The sequence below is a fragment of the Microbacterium sp. CIAB417 genome, from assembly GCF_022788845.1.
In genome coordinates this window covers 1-18098 of record NZ_JAHZUT010000003.1, presented here as the reverse complement: position 1 = coordinate 18098, position 18098 = coordinate 1, and the positions used below count along the sequence as shown (strand labels likewise).

The 18098-nt window shown below is 67.6% G+C and carries 21 protein-coding genes; 5 read left to right on the top strand and 16 right to left on the bottom strand.

What is annotated here, in order from left to right:
- Positions 1–116 precede the first annotated feature (116 nt).
- On the bottom strand, positions 117–2111 hold the full coding sequence (gene acs / locus KYX17_RS12415) for an acetate--CoA ligase (RefSeq protein WP_243227320.1): 1995 nt from the start codon (positions 2109–2111) through the stop codon (positions 117–119).
- A gap of 103 nt (positions 2112–2214) precedes the next feature.
- On the opposite strand from acs, the gene KYX17_RS12410 reads away from it, so the two are divergent.
- Positions 2215–2466, top strand: coding sequence for a DUF4287 domain-containing protein (locus KYX17_RS12410; protein WP_243227319.1), 252 nt, complete (start codon positions 2215–2217; stop codon positions 2464–2466).
- A gap of 6 nt (positions 2467–2472) precedes the next feature.
- Here KYX17_RS12410 and KYX17_RS32035 read toward each other — a convergent pair whose 3' ends face one another.
- The 3 genes from KYX17_RS32035 to KYX17_RS12400 all read right to left on the bottom strand — a co-directional run bounded on the left by KYX17_RS32035 (position 2473) and on the right by KYX17_RS12400 (position 2977).
- Positions 2473–2604 (bottom strand): hypothetical protein, encoded by a 132-nt coding sequence (locus KYX17_RS32035; protein WP_283818143.1) that lies wholly within the window; start codon positions 2602–2604, stop codon positions 2473–2475.
- Between the two features lie 2 nt (positions 2605–2606).
- On the bottom strand, positions 2607–2747 hold the full coding sequence (locus tag KYX17_RS12405) for a hypothetical protein (protein ID WP_243227318.1): 141 nt from the start codon (positions 2745–2747) through the stop codon (positions 2607–2609).
- Positions 2748–2812: 65 nt separating this feature from the next.
- Entirely contained in the window at positions 2813–2977 is a 165-nt protein-coding gene (locus tag KYX17_RS12400; protein ID WP_243227317.1) for a hypothetical protein, read from the bottom strand.
- A 171-nt stretch (positions 2978–3148) separates the two neighbouring features.
- Between KYX17_RS12400 and KYX17_RS12395 the strand changes: the two genes are divergently transcribed.
- Entirely contained in the window at positions 3149–3523 is a 375-nt protein-coding gene (locus KYX17_RS12395) for a DUF488 domain-containing protein (RefSeq protein ID WP_243227316.1), read from the top strand.
- Complete coding sequence (locus KYX17_RS12390; protein WP_243227315.1) at positions 3523–3879, top strand: UBP-type zinc finger domain-containing protein; 357 nt, start codon at positions 3523–3525, stop codon at positions 3877–3879. The genes KYX17_RS12395 and KYX17_RS12390 overlap by 1 nt, the downstream gene beginning before the upstream one ends.
- A gap of 13 nt (positions 3880–3892) precedes the next feature.
- Here the strand turns inward: KYX17_RS12390 and KYX17_RS12385 are convergent, their stop codons facing one another.
- Complete coding sequence (locus KYX17_RS12385) at positions 3893–4774, bottom strand: helix-turn-helix domain-containing protein (protein ID WP_243227314.1); 882 nt, start codon at positions 4772–4774, stop codon at positions 3893–3895.
- Positions 4775–5008: 234 nt separating this feature from the next.
- On the opposite strand from KYX17_RS12385, the gene KYX17_RS12380 reads away from it, so the two are divergent.
- Positions 5009–5209 carry a hypothetical protein gene (locus tag KYX17_RS12380; protein ID WP_243227313.1) on the top strand — a complete coding sequence of 67 codons (201 nt, stop codon included), beginning with the start codon at positions 5009–5011 and terminating at the stop codon, positions 5207–5209.
- On the opposite strand, the gene KYX17_RS12375 is transcribed toward KYX17_RS12380, so the two are convergent.
- Positions 5202–5432: a hypothetical protein gene (locus tag KYX17_RS12375; protein WP_243227312.1), complete on the bottom strand. Its 231-nt coding sequence runs from the start codon at positions 5430–5432 to the stop codon at positions 5202–5204. The genes KYX17_RS12380 and KYX17_RS12375 overlap by 8 nt on opposite strands.
- 278 nt (positions 5433–5710) lie before the next feature.
- Here KYX17_RS12375 and KYX17_RS12370 point away from each other — a divergent pair, with 278 nt between their 5' ends.
- Positions 5711–6166 carry a zinc-binding dehydrogenase gene (locus KYX17_RS12370; RefSeq protein ID WP_243227311.1) on the top strand — a complete coding sequence of 152 codons (456 nt, stop codon included), beginning with the start codon at positions 5711–5713 and terminating at the stop codon, positions 6164–6166.
- A 58-nt stretch (positions 6167–6224) separates the two neighbouring features.
- Here the strand turns inward: KYX17_RS12370 and KYX17_RS12365 are convergent, their stop codons facing one another.
- The 10 genes from KYX17_RS12365 to nrdF all read right to left on the bottom strand — a co-directional run bounded on the left by KYX17_RS12365 (position 6225) and on the right by nrdF (position 17976).
- Entirely contained in the window at positions 6225–6851 is a 627-nt protein-coding gene (locus KYX17_RS12365; RefSeq protein ID WP_243227310.1) for a TetR/AcrR family transcriptional regulator, read from the bottom strand.
- 33 nt (positions 6852–6884) lie between these two features.
- Positions 6885–9059 (bottom strand): YhgE/Pip domain-containing protein, encoded by a 2175-nt coding sequence (locus tag KYX17_RS12360; RefSeq protein WP_243227309.1) that lies wholly within the window; start codon positions 9057–9059, stop codon positions 6885–6887.
- Positions 9056–11998: a YhgE/Pip domain-containing protein gene (locus tag KYX17_RS12355; RefSeq protein WP_243227308.1), complete on the bottom strand. Its 2943-nt coding sequence runs from the start codon at positions 11996–11998 to the stop codon at positions 9056–9058. The genes KYX17_RS12360 and KYX17_RS12355 overlap by 4 nt, the downstream gene beginning before the upstream one ends.
- Positions 11999–12068: 70 nt before the next feature.
- Complete coding sequence (locus tag KYX17_RS32030; protein WP_283818142.1) at positions 12069–12200, bottom strand: hypothetical protein; 132 nt, start codon at positions 12198–12200, stop codon at positions 12069–12071.
- Positions 12197–12382 carry a hypothetical protein gene (locus KYX17_RS32295; RefSeq protein WP_308220878.1) on the bottom strand — a complete coding sequence of 62 codons (186 nt, stop codon included), beginning with the start codon at positions 12380–12382 and terminating at the stop codon, positions 12197–12199. Before KYX17_RS32295 ends, KYX17_RS32030 begins: the two co-directional genes overlap by 4 nt.
- Before the next feature lie 106 nt (positions 12383–12488).
- Positions 12489–12836, bottom strand: a complete 348-nt coding sequence (locus KYX17_RS32290) for a coenzyme F420-0:L-glutamate ligase (RefSeq protein WP_308220877.1) — start codon at positions 12834–12836, stop codon at positions 12489–12491.
- Between the two features lie 33 nt (positions 12837–12869).
- Positions 12870–14675, bottom strand: a complete 1806-nt coding sequence (locus tag KYX17_RS12345; RefSeq protein ID WP_243227307.1) for an oleate hydratase — start codon at positions 14673–14675, stop codon at positions 12870–12872.
- A gap of 90 nt (positions 14676–14765) precedes the next feature.
- Positions 14766–15623, bottom strand: a complete 858-nt coding sequence (locus KYX17_RS12340) for a 3-hydroxyacyl-CoA dehydrogenase (protein WP_243227306.1) — start codon at positions 15621–15623, stop codon at positions 14766–14768.
- Entirely contained in the window at positions 15620–16315 is a 696-nt protein-coding gene (locus KYX17_RS12335; protein WP_243228170.1) for a TetR/AcrR family transcriptional regulator, read from the bottom strand. The genes KYX17_RS12340 and KYX17_RS12335 overlap by 4 nt, the downstream gene beginning before the upstream one ends.
- A gap of 683 nt (positions 16316–16998) precedes the next feature.
- A complete protein-coding gene (gene nrdF, locus KYX17_RS12330) occupies positions 16999–17976 on the bottom strand; it encodes a class 1b ribonucleoside-diphosphate reductase subunit beta (protein ID WP_137417587.1) in 978 nt (325 codons plus the stop codon).
- Positions 17977–18098 lie beyond the last annotated feature (122 nt).

Sequence of the window (18098 nt, the reverse complement as noted above, 5' to 3'; positions counted from 1 at the left end):
CCCTGTCACAGCTCGAGCCCCCGGCGTCGATCTGCGACAGGCGAGCAACGGCCTTCTCGGCTCCCCTGTCACAGATCGCAGCGAGAGCGGCGATCTGTGACAGGGGAACGAAGCCGTCAGCGGCCGAGTGCCTCGCGAACGATCGCCTCGATCCGCGGCGGGACCGTCTCGTCCTGCAGCGACGTCGTGTCGCCCAGCGGCCGTCCATCCACGAGGTCCACGAGCAGGCGGCGCATGATCTTTCCGCTGCGCGTCTTGGGCAGGTCAGGCACCGTGAACACGTGCTTCGGCTGCGCCACCGGCCCGATCGCGGTGCGCACATGCTGGCGGAGTGCCGCCGCATCCTGCGCATTCGTGACGAAGGCGGCGATGGCCTGGCCGGTGACCTCGTCGGCGACGCCCACCACCGCGGCCTCCCCCACGGCGGGATGCGCGACGAGCGCGGACTCGATCTCGATCGTCGACAGCCGGTGCCCCGACACGTTGATCACGTCGTCCACCCGGCCCAGAACCCAGAGGTCGCCGTCCTCGTCGAGCTTCGCGCCGTCGCCGGCGAGGAAGTACCCGTGCGCGGCGAAACGCTTCCAATAGGAGTCCCGGTACCGCTCGGGGTTTCCCCATACGGTGCGCGACATCCCCGGCCAGGTCCCGTCCACGACGAGCAGGCCGCCGCCGCCGGGACCCACATCCGCACCCTCGGCGTCGACCACACGCACGCGCAATCCCGGAAGCGCCGTGAGCGCCGAACCCGGCTTGAGGGTGGAGACACCCGGCAGCGGGGCCGCGATCGCGCCGCCCGTCTCCGACTGCCACCACGTGTCGACCACGGGCGTCTCGCCGCGACCGAGGTGGCGATGGAACCAGATCCACGCCTCCGGGTTGATCGCCTCGCCCACCGTGCCCAGCAGCCGCAGCGCGGAGAGCTCGTAACGCGCCGGCGGGCCGTCGGGGAACCTGCTCATGAGCGAGCGGATGAGAGTCGGCGCCGTGTAGTAGGTCGTCACCGCGTAACGTTCCAGGATCTGGAAGTGCCGCTCCCAGTCGGGGGTGTTCGGCGTGCCCTCGTAGAGGATGCTCGTGACGCCGTTGAGCAGGGGTCCGTACGTCTCGTAGCTGTGCGCGGTGACCCAGGCGAGGTCGGCGGTGCACCAGTAGACGTCGGTCTCGGGCTTCGCGTCGAACACCGCCCAGTACGTCCACGCGACGTGCGTCAGCCAGCCGCCGGTCGTGTGCACCAGCCCCTTGGGCTTGCCGGTGGTTCCGCTCGTGTAGATGATGAACAGCGGCGTCTCGGCGTCGAAGAACTCCGGCTCGTGAGTGTCCGGGGCCGCATCGACCGTCTCGTGCCACCACAGGTCGCGCCCCTCGGTCCAGGCGACCTCGTCGCCGGTGCGGCGGATGACGAGCACGTGCTCGATCGATGCGACGCCGGCGACCGCCGCATCCGCCTGGTGCTTGACGGGCACGGCGGCTCCGCGGCGATACTGCCCGTCGGTCGTGACGAGGAGCTTGGCACCCGTGTCCTCGACGCGGAAACGGACGGCCTCCGCGGAGAAGCCGCCGAACACGAGTGAATGGATGGCGCCGATGCGCGCCACGGCGAGCTGGATGATCACCGTCTCCACCAGCACCGGGAGATAGACCACGACCCGGTCTCCCTTGCCGATCCCCATCGCGGTCAGCGCGTTCGCCGCCTTCGCGACCTCGCGCTGCAGTTCGGCATACGTGATCGTCCGCCGATCGCCGGGTTCGCCCTCGAAATGGAAGGCGACCCGGTCACCGTGCCCGGCGGAGACGTGCCGATCCACGGCATTGACCGAGGCGTTCAGGCGTCCACCGACGAACCACTCCGCAGACGGGATGCTCTCACCGTCCGTGGGCTGCCAGCGATGCGCGGCGTGCCAGGGCTCGGCCCAGTCGAGGATCTCGGCCCGGTGCGCCCAGAAGGTCTCAGGATCCTGACCCGCGCGCTCGATCCACTCGCGCCGGATCCACTCCTCGGTCACGTTCGCGCGCTTCGCGAACGCGGCCGGCGGGGCGAAGGAACGGCGCTCCTCGAGCAGGCTGCGGATGGTGTCGTCGTGCGCGGATGCGGTGGTGGGCGTGCTCATGACTCTTCCGGATCGGTGGAGCTCCCAGCATCCCGCGCGCTCTGCGACCGGCAAATTCGGGTGACGCTTCGTGACACGGTGGGCACCGGCCTACGCTGGGCGCATGCCCGCGAAGCGCGTCGTCGCCCCGTCTCTGAACCCGGACAGCAAGCCCAAAGGTCCGGCCTCCTACTTCCCGAGCATCGAGAAGACGTATGGACGCCCCATTCAGGAGTGGCTGGATGTCGCCGTGGCGGGGCTGACGGCGGGCGAGACGCACATGGCCGTCGTGTCGGAGCTCAAGAGCGCTCACGGCATGGGCCACGGTCACGCGAACGCGATCGTCGCCTATGCAAAGGCCGAGCTCGCGAAGTAGTCGGCCTCAGGAATCCTCGCCGCTGCCGTCGATGACGGACTCCGCCCCATCCGACTGCGGGTCGTCGGGCTCAGCCGCGGTGGTCGTGTCGGGCTCAGGGCCCGGGGTCACGTCTGCGCGATCTTCAGGGATCGACATCGTCAGCCTCCCGACGGGTTGTCGACGGGGGTGCCGTCTTCGTCGGTCGTGATGTCCTCGCCGGCGTCCTGCTCGACGGGCGAGACTCCGGATCCGGTGTCCGCGTCGTCCGGGCCAGGCGCGTTCTGCTTGTCGTTGTTCATGCGTCCCAGTACACGCGTGTCAGACCGAGTCACCGACGGGGTTGACACCCGTCACACCGCGCCCGTCAGTCGCGAGGATCGCTCGGGCGCACGGGAGCATCCTCTGCGATGTCGATGCGGGTCACGCCGTCGTGCTCCGACACGACGATGCGAGGCTTCGCGTCCTCCTCCGTGGCGTTCGGCGCGCTCGTCAGCTGATCACGCCGCTTCTCTTCGTCGCTCATGTCCATGCGAGTACTGTATGAGCCGAGGCACGCGAGAGCGCGGGGCTTGACGCGCGAGCGCGGCAAGGCGGCGGAGAGGAGGACGGCAGACGAACACATCCTCGTCAGGCGTCCGAATGGGCCCGTGGCTCGCGGCGTAGCGTGGCGGGAGATCAGACACCACGGATCGGAGCGGGCATGGGAGTTCTTCGTCGCAAGCGGATCTACGAGCCGGCCACGAGCGAAGACGGCTACCGCGTGCTGGTCGATCGCTTATGGCCGCGGGGCGAGTCCCGCGAGCGGGCCGCGCTGGACGAATGGTTGAAGGAGATCGCGCCGTCCCCCGAGTTGCGCCGGTGGTGGAACCACGACGCGTCGGAGATGTCCGAGTTCTCCGGTCGATATCGCGCCGAGCTGGATGCCGCCCCGCAACCGGTGGAGCACCTGGTGACGCTCGTTCGCGCCCATCCGGTCGTCACAGTGTTGTACGGGGCGCACGACCCGGCGATCAACCATGCCGTCGTGCTGCAGTCGTACGTGCGCGACCGCTTCGACATCGAGGTCGAGGACTAATGGACGCGCCTCACGCCGCAGCCCAGCTCGCACCACCGCCGAGCGCAACCGGATGCGAGGACTGCCTCGCTTCGGGATCGTGGTGGCTGCATCTGCGCCGCTGCATCACCTGCGGGCACATCGGCTGCTGCGAGGTCTCTCCCCACCACCATGCGGCGCAGCACTTCGAGCTCACCGGGCACCGATTCGTGCAGAGCTTCGAGCCGCAGGAGAGCTGGTGGTGGGACTACGTCGAGGAGCGCGAGGTCGACGGCGGGCAGCTGCCTGAGCCGACGAGCCACCCCGATGCGCAGAGCGTTCCCGGCCCCTCCGCCCGTGTGCCTGCGAACTGGGAGTCGTTCATCTTCGACGAGTGAGTAGACGAGTGTCTCACGGCCGGTCCGTCAGCTCGTCATCGCGTGGCGCGTGAGTCGCGTCGGCTGATGCCCGGAGGGTATCGGAGAGTCGGCGGAAGAAGACGTCCGCCGTGGAGCCCGGCGAGGCGTCGAAAACGGTGACCATATAGCCGTGGAGCTCGGGAACGAAGAAGTCCCGGACCGAGATCGAGAGCTGCCCGACGCCGTCGATCGTCGCGGCGATCTCCGACGGATCCGGCAGCGCGACCTCCAGCAGGTTCCAGAAGCGGCGGAAGTCCGCATCCGCGCTCAGCCGTCGCAGGATGGCCTCGTAGCGCGCCGATGTCTCGTCACCCGAGTAGCGAAAGAGCGCGACGGCGTCGCGCGCCTGCGACTCCCAGGTCTCGAGCCTCCCCCGTCCCGAGGCGTTGAAGGTCTCCTCCAGCACATTCGCACCCGGCCTGAATCGGCCGTCGGTGATCGCGACCATGAGGTCATTGGCGGCCACGACGTCGAGGTTCGCGTCGGAGATGTAGGCGGGGATTCCCGGCCACCAGCGCAGGATCGCCTCGATCTCATGGCGCGGCCGCTCGAACGATGCGATGCGACGGGGGGCCGCATGCCCCGCGAGCCGGTGGAGGTAGTCCGACTCCGCGGCACTCAGCCGCAGCGCGCGAGCGAGCCCCGCGAGCACCTGCATGGACGGCGCGCTGCCACGGCCCTGTTCGAGTCGGAGGTAGTACTCGCTGCTGACGCCAGCGAGGGTCGCGACCTCGTCGCGACGCAGGCCCGGCACGCGCCGGCCGACCTGACGTACCAGCCCGACCTGCTCGGGCTGACGCTCCTCCCGCCGCGCGCGCAAGAATCCGCCCAGCGTCGTGCGCGCGGCGGATTGGTGTCGCGATGATTCATCCATCGGCATCAAAGCTAGCTCCATCTGCTCGCGGAAACATCGTCCGCGGGCCGTGCCCGCGCGCGTTGACGCAGCACCCCTCGCCAGATAAGTTGCGACTCACAACCAATAAGGAGATGGCATACGCGGGATGCGCATGCCACCTGCGCGCGCTTCAACCTCCTGTACAGCACCTCACCCGACGAAGCGCGCGCACTGTTCGCTCAGCTCGTCCCCGGTGCGGGGGCCGGCGTCGACGTGCGGCCGCCGGTCACGATCGACTACGGCGCGCGGCTGACGATCGGCGACCGCACCTTCATCAACGCCGACTTCATGGCGATCGGCGGCGGCGCCGTCATCAGAACTGCCGCAACTGACCTGCATCGACCGCGACCTTTCCTCGGCGCACCGGCAATCGGCGAAAGCCGCGTAGCGTCCTACGCCGCAGTGCTCAGCTGATCACGAGTTCCCGCTCGTTGCGGGCGGCGTGCACCTCCCACGTGGCGTCCGCGGTCGCGGCAGGAGAACGGTGAGGCCACCCTTGCGGGGCGACAATCCCGATGAACACGCCGATCGCGATAGGACCCACAAACAGTCCCTCGGGCTGGACGGCCTGATGCGGGTTCAACGCCAGGCTCCGCGTCACGATCTGCGCCGTGTTCAGCGCGCCGAAGGAGGTCACAGGTTCAAGGGGTCCGATGCCGGCAGTGAGGAGAATCGTCCCTGAACCATCGGCGCGTATCGCGGGGAGTACAGCGTGCACGGCCGCGACTGCGCCGAAGAGGTGCGACTCGACCACCGACCGCAGGGCGCAAGTGTCACGTCCCGAGGGTCGAGCATCGACGCCGGCCCCGCGGAGGACGGCGAGAGCTCGAGAACATCGATTGGCCCGAACCGGCCCCCTTCCGCGTCGAGCGCAGCGCCGACTGCGACGGGCCCCGGCATCCGCGACGAGACGCCGTGTCGATCGCGACAGCTATGGGCGGCCGCGTCGTCGGACTCGCCTCAGGGCGCAGCGCCGATCTGGTGCGGGCGCCGGGCGCGTCCGAGTTCTTCGACTACTCGTCGGCGAAGGCCTCTGACATCGGCCCGGCGGATGCCGTCTTCGACACCGTCGGGACCCAGCTGTCCTCCTGGCGCGGAATCCTCAGGCGAGGCGGCCGGATGACCACCGTCGCCTTCCCGTCCCCCACGGCACTCGCCACGATCGCACTCTCGCAGGTCCACGGCTCACGCCGGATCCGCGCCTTCGCGGGCGAACCGCCCATCGGGCACCTCGCGGCCCTCACCGACTTCGTCGAGACGCACGGTGTCCGATCCGCCATCCGTGAGACCTTTCCGCTCGAGAAGATCCAGCAGGCGCACGAAGCGTTCGCCGGCCGCGGCATCGACGGCGAACTCGTCATCACGGTGTGACGTCGCACACCGTGATGAAGGCCGTCGATGCGTGGTGCCGCGGCCTGTTCTGTTCGCGCTACTGCACCTCGAGGATCTCGGGGCGCCCGAGGGCCAACTCGACTTGCTCGCTCCACGAAAGGCCGACCACGCTGAGCAGGATCTTGACGACGATCGTCGATGCGTCCTCCGTCGCGAGGCTCAGCGCGCGTAGCGTCGCCCGGGCGGTCTCTTCTACCAGGAGAGCGAGCAGGTCCGGCTCCATGTCAGTCCGGAACGCACCCGACTCCACCCCCGCCCTGGTGAGTTCGCGCACGCGACGCCGCAGCGGAGCCAGCGCACGAACGGTGTCGCCGACGTGCGCGTCATCGAGTGCGATGCCGGCGGCAGCGCGCACTGCCGCCGCTTCGCGCCACAGCCGTACCGCCATCTGAGCCAGCGCGACGCGTGGGTCGGCATCGTCGGTCATCTCGGCGATGGAGTTGAAGCGCGCCGCGCCGACCGCGATGACGTCGCGAACAAGGCTGTCGCGGTCTGGGAAGTGGCCGTAGAGGGCGCGTCGGGAAAGCCCCGCGGCCTGGGCGATCGCGTCGAGCGATGCGTGAGAGTCGGACGCCAGCACCGATTGGGCAGCGCTCAGCAGCGCTTCGCGATTGGCCACAGCATCGCGACGCCGCGGGGGGCGTGCCGAGATGGTCGGCGTCACGGGCTCTGCTCGTGGATGCATCTGGCAGCCCGCCTACATGAGTTTCGTCGACTCGAGCGCCTCGGCGAGGCCGCGGTTGAAGGAGATGAGAGGGCGGCGCAGAACCAGCCCCAGCAGCAACGCGGGGATGACGAACGCGGCGAGCAGCCCGAGGGACACCCAGAAGTCGGCGCCGTAGATTCCCGCGATGGCGGCGCGCATCGCGTTGATGGCGTGGGTCGCGGGAAGGAACGGGCTGATGCTCTGGAACCACTGCGGCAGCAGCTGCAATGGATAGGCTCCGCCGGAGCCGGAGATCTGGATGACGAGCAGCAGTACGGAGAGGGCTTTGCCCGCGTTGCCGAAAGCGACGACGGCGGTGTAGATGATCAGCGTGAACACCAGCGACGCCACCCATCCGGCGAGGATAAACAAGAACGGATGCACGGGATCGATCTGCACGAACAGGATCAGGCCGACGGTCACCAACGTGCTCTGTGCAAAGCCCAGGAGGGCGAAGATGCCGTAGCGGCCGAGATACTTCTGCGTGGGGCTGAGCTCGGCGGGCGTCTCGAGTGTGCGCCGGTTCACGTCGACGCGGATCGCGACCGTCATGAGCAGAGCACCGACCCACAGCGAGAGGACCGTATAGAGGGGCGCCATGCCCGCTCCGAAGCTGACCACCGGATACACCTCCGTCCGATCCACCCGCACGGGTTCGGCCAGGGCCGCCGCGAGCACGCTCGGGTCCGCGCCGATGAGGGCGCTGAGCTCGTCGAAATCGCCCGTGTCGGCGGCCTTAACAAGCGCTGCCTGCACGCGATCGAACGTGTCGGCGGCTTTGCCGAGCGAGGTGGCGATCTGCGACGTCACGCCCTGCGCGCGCATGAGCGCGGTGCTCACGCCGCCGGATGCCCCGGCGAGCCCGGCGAGATCCGACTTGACGGTGGCCATGTCGGCGCCGATGGTCTCGAGGGTCGCCGTCAGCTGGTCCAGTTGCGGCTTGAGCTGCGAGTCGTAGGTGTCCTGTGCCGCGGCCAGTGCCGCCTGGGCGTCGTCGATGGCGTCGACGATCTGCTGACGCGACGCCTGGGCGGCGGTGTTCCCGGAGGCGATGTCGGCGGCGGCCTGGGTGAGCAGGTCATGCACGTTCTGCTGGCGGGCGATGGCGTCGTCGAGGATGACGATGACGGCTGCGAGGTCCTGCTGCGCCGACGCGGGGAGGCTGGGGCCGATCTCCGTCTCGAGCGTGTCGCGCAGGGCGGTGTATCGGTCGATCTGCTGCTGGACCGCGGTGGCGAGCGTCTCGATGACCTGCTCCTGCGCGCCCGTGAGGCCATCGACCTGGGTGAACAGCTCGTCGATGGAGTCGGCGACCGCGTCGTAGGCGTCGTTCGTCGAGCCGATCGCGTCCGAGAGCGCCTTCGAGGCCGCGCTGAGCTCTGACTTCAGGCTGTCGATCGCCGCGCTGCCGTCGCCCACGGCGCCGGCAGCGTCGTTCAGCGCGCTGCCGGATGCCGTGATCAGGTTGGAGGCACTGTCGGCCAGCGGGATGCTCGAGCCGATCAGCGCGGTGAACATGTCGGCAGTGTGTGCCCCGGCACGGAGCTGCGTCGCCAGGGCTCCCACCCGGGCCTCCATGCGGGCGAGGGTGGCCTGCGTGTCGCCGTCGGCGAGGTAGTCGCTCAGCGACGACACGAGACTGAGCGCGATGTCGCTGAGCGTCTGGGTGAACGTCTCGCTGATCTGCGCGGACAGGCCTTCGGCGCCCTGCCCGGTGATCTTCGGCGCCAGCGCGTTCTTCTTCTCGTTGGTGTAGTAGGCGATGTGCGTGCGCTGCGCCCCATCGGCGTAGAAGGTCAGCATGTCGGCGCTGAACGAGGGCGGTAGGACGATCGCGGCGTAGTAGGCACCCGAGCGCGTGCCGTCGATCGCGTCCTCCTCGGTGGTGATGACCCAGTCGAGCTCGTCGTTCGCGCGCAGCGCCGATAGGACCTGCTCCCCCACGTCGATCCGGATCGGCACGAGGTCGCTCTGGTACCCGTCGTCGGTGCTCGCGACCGCCACCTTCAGGTTCTTGACGTTCGAGAAGGGGTCCCAGCTGGCGATGACGTTGAACCAGGTGAACAGCGAGGGGATCACGACCAGTCCGAATAGGACGATGATGGCCATGACGTGGGATGTCGCATGCCGCAGGTCGCGGCGGACGAGGCGGAGGATGTCTCTCATTCTCTATCGCTCCCCGCTGCGCCGGCCTGATCGCCCGGGTCGGTCTGATCACCCAAGCCGGTCTGATCGTCGGTGTCCGCGCCGGATGCCGAGGGGGTGGACGGCTCGGCCTCGTCGGCCGGTGCGGCCTCCAGCAGCGACGTGATCGCATCCACACCGTCGTCCTCGACCGGCTCGGCGTCATCCGCCCCGTCGGCCTCCGGGCCGTCGGCGTCCGGACCCGCGGCGTCCGGCTCGTCGGCGCTCTCGTCGCGGGGTGCGCCCGCGGCGACATCCGCGGACCGTGATTCGTCGAGCGGGTCGGCCGTCCCAATGTCTTCGGCGACCAGCTGCTGAGCGTCGGCGGTCGGCGTGTCTGGCGTCGGCGTGGACGGCGCGTCCGCGCCCACCGCGCTCGTGCGGTTGCCCGCCCCGCGTGGTCCGTCCTCCAGCGCCTGGCGGAGCTCCGCATCCCCCATGCCCACGAGCTCCTGCGCGGACTCGAAGCTCTGCTTGACGTACTCGAGGACGACGAGCGCGGCGATGAGCAGCAGGCACCACACCACCCAGATGCCGAGCATCGTCGCCTTGCCGCCCGGAACCAGCCACGCGATGACGCCGAGAACGGCGAGCCCGGCGACTCCGGTGAGAACGGTCGCCTTCAGCAGCGACCCGTAGCGGCGACTGAACGAACCGGCGCGCCGTCGCAGGTCGTGACCGTACTCCTGTCGGTCCGACAGCGCGTGCAGGATGTGCGTCAGCCGGTAGCCGCCCCCGGTGATCTGCACGTCCTCCGCGATCAGCAGATCGGTGGCGGCGATCTCGCGGTTGAACACCCGGTTCAGGTTCGCCAAGCGGCGCCGCAGCACGAGCCCGAGCAGGAACGCGAGCGCGACGAAGACGGCCAGGGTGCCGATGAAACGCCAGTAGTGGGCGCCGTAGAACCCGGCGATGGTCTCGCGCATCGCGTCGATGCCGTACGTGAAAGGCAGCACGGGGTATATCGCGCGGAAGAATCCGGGCATCATCTCGATCGGGTACAGCCCCGACGCCCCCGGGATCTGCATGATCACGAGCAGGATGCACAGCCCGCGGCCGACATGCCCGAACGACACGCAGAGCGCGTAGATGATGCTGACGTAGGCGAGCGCGATCAGCACGCCAGTGCCGACGTAGGCGACGGCGCTGACCGTCTGGATGCCGATGACGAGGTTGCCGATGCAGACGATCAGCGCCTGCGCGACGGCGAGCATCGCGAACAGCAGGAACCGACCCATGTACGCCTGGCGCACCGTGATCCCCGCCACCCGTTCGGTGTCCACCTCGGTCTTGAAGATCACCATGAGCACGAACGCGCCGATCCAGAGCGAGAGATTGGTGAACAGAGCCGCCATCGCCGAGCCGTAGGACGCCACCGGGAACAGCACGTTCTCATCGACCTGCACGGGCTCGGCGATGAACTGCGCGATCTGCTCCGGATCCAGCCCCGTCAGTGTGCTCAGCCCCGACCAGACAGACGCCGCGCTCAGGGCGACCAGATCGGTGTGCGCCACCCCGAGGCCGTCCTGGATGCTCGCGAGGTCGCCGTCGAGACTCGTCAGTGCGTTCGAGGTCGAGGCCAGCTGTGTATCGAGACCCGCGAGCAGCAGGTCGGCCTGGGCGAGCTGCCCGCGCTGCGCCTGCACTGCGGCTGAGAACGATCCGGCCGCCGCCGAGAGGGCGGACATCGCACGATTGAGCCCGGGCACGGAGGTGGTGAGGACGTCGCGCAGATTGGTCGCCGCCGCCTGCGCCTGTGTCAGCGCGGAGTCGACGGCGTCGACGGATGCTTGGATCGCGGCGATCGTGTCCGCCACGTCGCTGTTGAGTGCTTTCAGACCCGCAAGCAGTTTCTGATCGGTCTGGTTGCGCTGCTCGAGCGCGGAGATCACCTCGGTGAGCCGCTGCGCGGTCTCCGCGTCGACGCCCGCGCCGTCCACGATCTCCTGGAGCTTCGCGATCGCGGCCGCATTCGCCTCGACCACGGCGGAGACCTCGTCGATCGCGGTATCCACGCCGGTGCCGGCTTGTTGCAGCGCCCGGTTCAGGTCGGTCATCGAGACGCGGACGGACGCCGAGGCATTCGCCAGCGCCGTCACCCCGTCCACGTACGCGGACGTCGCGGCATCCGTGAAGACGAGGATCTCCTGCTGCGCATCGTCGATGATCGTCTGGGCCTGCGCGATCGCGGTCTGCACGTCCTGCAGGGTCTGGTCGGCGTCGTCGAGCGTCGCCCGTGCCGACGACAGCGTGTCGCGCGAATCCGCCAGCCCGCTGTTCAGATCGGCGATGTCCTGGCGCGCGGCCCCGATCGTCTCCGCCGCCTCGTCCAGCGCGCTCAACGCGTCGCCGCGCGCCGTAAGCAAGCCCTGCTCCGCGGAGTCTCCGGCGTTCTTGAGCGCGCTGGTCGCCGCTTCCGCGACCTGTTCCGTGAAGGCCTGGGTGATCTGCCGATCTAGGGTCGAGGCCCCCACATCGGTGATCTTCGGAGCGATCGCGCTGGACTTCTCGTTGACGTAGTAGATGAGGGCGGGCTGTGTGAATTCGCCGGACGTGATGCTGAGCAGGTCGCTGCTGAAGTCGGCCGGGATGACGATCGCGGCGTACACGGTACCCGAGGCGACTGCGTCGTGGGCCGCGGCCTCACTCATGAACTGCCAGCCGAGTTTGTCGTTGTTCTCCAGCTGCTCGACCACCTGTGCGCCGACGTCGACGGAGCCGGTGAGATCGGAGGTCGCTCCCTCGTCGAGGTTGACCACCGCGACGGCGATGTTCGAGGTGTTCGAATACGGATCCCAGAACGCGTTGATGTTGAACCATGCGTACAAGGCCGGGGTGACGAGCACACCGACGACGATCACCCACGTCTTGCGGGCGCGCGCCAGGCGACCGATGTCTCGCGTGAAGACGCGCCAACTCATATGCACTCTGCAGATCTTAGCGGTTTCTTGCACATCGTTGTGCAAGTTCTTCGTCCGTGTCCGGCGAGAGCTATTCTGCGGATGCTGCGGAAGACAGCTCCAGGAGCCGGCGCGCGAGGGTCTCCTCGACGACGAGCTCGGTGATGAGACCGGCCGCGAGCGCACCGCGCAGCGAGGCTTTGTAGCCGATCGCGATCGTCATCCGTCTTCCCCGGGGTCGTCGTCACCGGAGCGGTGCTCTCGGGACTGGGCGCCGGCGGCGAAGCCGGCGTCGTAGGCTTCGGCGCTGCCGAGCCGGAACATGTCGCACTGCGAGGGCCGGACGATGCTCCGCGCTCCCGGCAGCGAGAGGGGACCGACGGCGTCGGCCAGCCCGCGGATCACCGCGACCGGCAGCCGCCGGGTCTTCCGCGTGATCAGGTCGGTCGCTGATGATCGCGCCGACCTGCGGCCCGGTCGCCCGGATCGCCGCCGCGATCGTCCGCGCCGACTAGTCCGGGCCCTCGGGAAGCAGGTGCACGGTCCCTGCCGCAACGTTCGACGCGTCCACGCCGGCCGCGGCACCGACGATCCCGAGCCGGTTCTCCACGATGCGGGTCTGATCGCGGACGGCGACCACGCGCACCGTCTCTGAGCCGATCGCCTGCGCGCGCTCGGCCGCAGGGCGCGACCTGCCCTCCGCCTTCGACACGATCTCGGAGGTGACGACGAGGATGTCACCGTCCCTCATCGCCGGCCCGGTCGCCGCGCCGGCGCTGAGGATGATCGGCACCAGGCCATCGCCCTCATGCACCTCCGGCATCCCGGGAAGCGCCCAGACACGCATCGGCTGCTGCATCTGGGCGCTCCTCCGCTACGGGCTTCGGGAGGCTCAGGATACGGCGTCGTCGTGGCGATCCCGCTTGACCGTGCCCGCGAGTTCCGGCACGAGACCGAAGTCGGTGAGCAGCTGACCGATCTGGGTGTGGTCGAGGCGCTTGATGATGCGGTTGCCCACGAACTTCGGCCCGGGCAGTTCGACCTCGTTCCCATCGCGAAGCCGCGAGGTGGCTTTGAGGAGGAACCGCAGATCGTACGTGGAGTTGAACACCTCCGGCACGCCCCGGTCGATGCCCAGCAGCTGGTACGCGGCCTCCATCCCGGTGCGCACGGAGTACTCCGTCGTGAAGATCGTGTCGCGCGTCGTCTCGGCGAACTGCCCGATGAAGGCGAAGTTGACGGCACCCTCGGGTACGACGTCCGGGCGATCGCCGGCCTCACGCGGCATGAAGAACGAGGTCACGTACGGCATCATGACCGGCACGGTCTTGGCGCCCTCAGCCGCGAGCCGCGGGATGTCCGCCACAGGAACACCGATGTGGTACAGCCACTCCTGCGTGATCTCCTCGCCGGTCGACTCCTGGATGGTCTTGCCGGTGTAGTCGCCGGGCACATCGCTGAACAGCGCGTACACCCACACGACGATCTCGTCGGGGGACTGGGCCTTGAAGTGCGGCTGACGGTTGACCGTCCAGCTCAGCAGCCACGCCGAGTCCTTCGCTGTGACGATGCCGCCCGTGACCACCTTGCCTGCGAACGGGTCGCGCTTCGCGATCTTCTCGATGTAAGCCGGGATCTCTGGGCCGACGGTCGTGACGGTCGCCGACTCCCACTTCGTCTTAGGGATGTCGCCCGCGAAGACATCGGGGCGACCGAACGACGGGTGCTTCGCCGCGATACGGCGCCACAGGTCCCACGCCGGGGCCGGGCCGGTGTTGAGCTTCGCCGCGCGGTGGTGGTTTCCGTCGTCCGAGTTCTCGGTCAGCGACCCGATGGTGGTCAGCACGAGGTCGTCCGGACCGAGGTCGACGCCGCCGGCCTCGTCATCCTTGATCCAGTGGATGCGGGTGGCCTGCTTGCGCTCGCCGTCGAAGGCGAAGTCGATGTCGGTGACCTCCGTGGAGAACTCGAAGGTCACGCCCTGGTCCAGCAGCCACGTGTACATCGGGAGCACGAGCGACTCGTACTGGTTGTACTTCGTGAACTTCAGCGCCGACAGATCCGGCAGCCCGCCGATGTGGTGCACGAAGCGGTGCAGGTACAGCTTCATCTCGAGCGCGGAGTGCCAGTTCTCGAAGGCGAACATCGTCCTCCAGTAGAGCCAGAAGTTGCTCTCCAGGAAGTCCGTGCCGAAGACTTCGTCGATGCGCTTGTTCTCCATCTCCTCACGGGAGGCGAGGAAAACCTTCACCATCTCCTTCTGCGCCGTCTCGCTGAGGCCGAACTCGTTGTTGGTCTTCGCGTCGACCCCCTGCTGGTGCGTGACGCGGGTGAGCGAGTAGTTCGGGTCATCCTTGTTGAGCCAGTAGAACTCGTCCAGGACCGACCCATCGACCTCAAGGGAAGGGATTGTGCGGAACAGGTCCCACAGGCACTCCATGTGGTCTTCCATCTCCCTGCCGCCGCGGATGACGAAGCCCTTATTCGGCTTCTTGATGCCGTCGAGGGCGCCACCGGGCAGGTCGAGTCGTTCGAGAATCGTGATCCGGTCGCCAGGTAGCTGTCCGTCGCGGATCATGAATACCGCCGACGCCATCGACGTCAGGCCTGCCCCGACGAACCATGCCGTCTTGTTCTCTACGCCTTCCGGCTTGCGGGGGCGTGCGAAGGCCTCGTAGTTGCCGCTGCTGTAATACATGGCTTGTCGCTCCAATTCTGTGGGTGTTGAGACTGCATTGCTTCTGCGGGTGTCGAAACGCACTGCGCGCCCGTTCCGTGATGCCGGTCGTCACGCGTAGCTGTAGAAGCCCTCGCCCGTGGCCACGCCGAGCTTGCCCTGGTCCAGGTAGTTGTGCTTGAGCCAAGCGGCCAGCTGCCGGTCGCCGGCGGATCCGTTGGCCAGGATGTTGTATGGCGTGTTCAAGCCGATGATGTCGAAGATCTGCAGTGGTCCGAGCGGGGCTCCTGTCGCGATCCGCCAGGTGCGGTCGATGTCCTCGACTTCGGCGTAGCCACCTGCGGCCAGCGCTAGCGCCGAGTTCAGCAGCGGCACGAGGAGAGTGTTCAGCACGTAGCCGGCCTTCTCCTTCTGAAGTTCGATCGGCACCATGCCGATGCTCCGCGCGAAGGCGACGACGGCCGCGACGACCTCGGCGTCTGTCGCCGGCGTGCCCATGACCTCTGCGGTGTTGAACTGCCACACCCGGTTCGCGAAGTGGAGAGCCAGGAACCTGTCGGGCCGGCCCGTGCTGTCGACGAGGTCACTCGGCAGTAGCGTCGAGGAGTTCGTGGCGAAGATGGTCTTCGCCGGAGCCAGATCCGCTAACTGCCCGAAGACCCTCTGCTTGAGCTCCAACACCTCCGGGATCGCTTCGATCACGAGATCGGCGTCGCTGACGGCTTCGGCGAGCGAGGTTGTCAGCGTCAGATGGGTCAGAGCAGCGTCCGTCTTGTCAGCGTCGGCACCCTTCACCTCGGCGCGGTAGGTGTGCACCAGTCGCTCGAAGCGCTCCCGGGCCTCCGTCAACGCCTTCTCGTCGATGTCGTAGGCAAGGACGCGGAATCCGCTGAACGCCGTCTGGAACGCGATTTGAGCGCCCAGCACCCCCGTTCCCAGCACCGCGACATTCTGAACGCGATCCGTCATCGTGCACCTTCCTGTCGCGCGCACAGAGGAGTCGATCCGGGAGCCGGTGATGTCGATGCCGGTGCGGCGCCGGCGCCGGCCGTGTATCCATGGATGATCTGGTCGACCTGCGCTCGAAGCTCAGCTCCGGGTGTGGCCGATGTAAGGGGACTCGATATCGCCAGATGCAGCACGGCGAAGATTGAACGCGCGGCGAGCTGCGCACTCGCGCGGAGTGCGTCCTGCTGCGCGCCGGGTTCGGTGGCGCCCACGAGCTGCGCTGCGACCGAATCCTCCCAGCGCCGGACAAGCGCCAGCCCCTCGGCCCGGAAATGCGCGCTCGGCGACCCGAAGAGAAGCTCGCGTTGATACACGGCGACGTTCCCAGGATTGCGAGTGGCGAAATCCAACACCGGACCCACGAGCGCCCAAACGGCCTCAGTCCGGTTCTTTCGCTGGGCCGCGCGCTCCCCCTCGCTGATCGCCGCCTTGAACTCCTCGTTGAACACCATCATCAGCAGCTCGCCCTTGTTGGACGCATATCGGAAGAGCGTCCCCGCCCCAACGTCGGCGGCATCGGAGATCTGCTGAGTCGTGACCCCGTCGAATCCATGTTCCGCAATCAACCGGCGCGCAGACTCGAAGATCCGGCCCCGCTTCTCCCCCATGCCACGCACACGTCGATCACGAGCGACCGGTCGCACTGTCTCCATCACTGAGCCTCCTCAATAATGAGCGTACTCCGCTTCTGCCGAAGCACAAGGAGGCCGATCGGCCTCAACCTCCGCCCGCCGGCGTGCCGCGAGGACTGCGGGAGGCTCCCAATCGTTGCGCGCGATCTTGGTGTGCACACTGGCGAGCCACGCACGCGCATCCGTCTTCGTGAGGGAAGTGAGCGGCTTGTCGTCGTCGGTGCGTGCTGTATAGCTTCCGCCGTCCGGGGCGGGGTCGCGGGCTTGCCAGCGGCCGGATGGGAGCTTTCGCAGGCTTCCCCACCCTTCTCGCCGCGCCGGCGCCGTCGCCTTCATCTCAGCCGCGATCATGCCCTCCCGTGGTCAGAAGCGGACTGCAAAGGACACGCGTGCCACGCCGTGCCAGTACCGGAAGAGGCGCGAACACCTCTTGATCAGGGATTTGTCGCTCATCGCACGTCTCGCGGTGGCACGATGTGGCACGGGCCTCGCCGGCAACCTCAACCGGATTCCGGCTGCTGAGCGACCCCGCTCTCGCGAGCAAGGTGCACTCGTGCCCCCTCGTGCCACGCCGCACGGCCATCCTGTTCATTGCTGTCCTCCTCTGTCCATTGAGAGAAGGCACGAGAGAGGCCCGGATCCGCAGAATTCCGCGGATCCGGGCCTCTCACCGGCCGTTTCGGGCCGGAGTCAGAATCGGGAGATCAGAAGTCCCAGTCCTCGTCCTCGGTGGCCTCGGCCTTGCCGATGACGTAGGAGGAGCCCGACCCCGAGAAGAAGTCGTGGTTCTCGTCCGCGTTGGGCGAGAGCGCCGACAGGATCGCCGGGTTCACGTTCGTGACCGTCGAGGGGAACATGGCCTCGAACCCGAGGTTCATGAGCGCCTTGTTCGCGTTGTAGTGCAGGAACTTCTTGACGTCCTCGGTGAGGCCGACGGCGTCGTAGAGGTCCTGCGTGTACTGCACCTCGTTGTCGTAGAGCTCGTACAGCAGCGAGAACGTGTAGTCCTTGATCTCGTCGCGCTCGGCCTGCGTGATCAGCTCCATGCCTTTCTGGAACTTGTAGCCGATGTAGTAGCCGTGCACGGCCTCGTCGCGGATGATCAGGCGGATGATGTCGGCCGTGTTCGTGAGCTTCGCCTTGGCCGACCAGTGCAGCGGCAGGTAGAAGCCCGAGTAGAACAGGAACGACTCGAGCAGGGTCGAGGCGACCTTGCGCTTCAGGGGCTCGTCGCCACGGTAGTAGTCCATGACGATGTGCGCCTTCTTCTGAAGGTTCTCGTTCTCGACCGACCACCGGAACGCGTCGTCGATCTCGGGCGTCGACGCGAGAGTCGAGAAGATCGACGAGTAGCTCTTGGCGTGCACCGACTCCATGAACGCGATGTTGGTGTACACCGCCTCCTCGTGCGGGGTCAGCGCATCCGGGATGAGCGAGACCGCGCCGACCGTGCCCTGGATCGTGTCGAGCAGGGTGAGGCCGGTGAACACGCGCATCGTGAGCGTCTGCTCGTCGGGTGTCAGCGTGTTCCACGACTGGATATCGTTGGACAGCGGCACCTTCTCGGGCAGCCAGAAGTTGTTCACGAGGCGATTCCAGACCTCGAGGTCCTTGTCGTCCTGGATGCGGTTCCAGTTGATCGCCTGGACGTGGTCGATCAGCTTGAGCTTCTCGGGGGTCATGTCAGTGTCCTTGCAGAGATCGGTTGTTGAGCGAGCGGAGCGAGTCGAAACGCGCTGGTCGTCAGAGCATGCAGCTGACGCACTCGGACATGTCGGTGCCCTCGAGCGCCATCTGCCGCAGG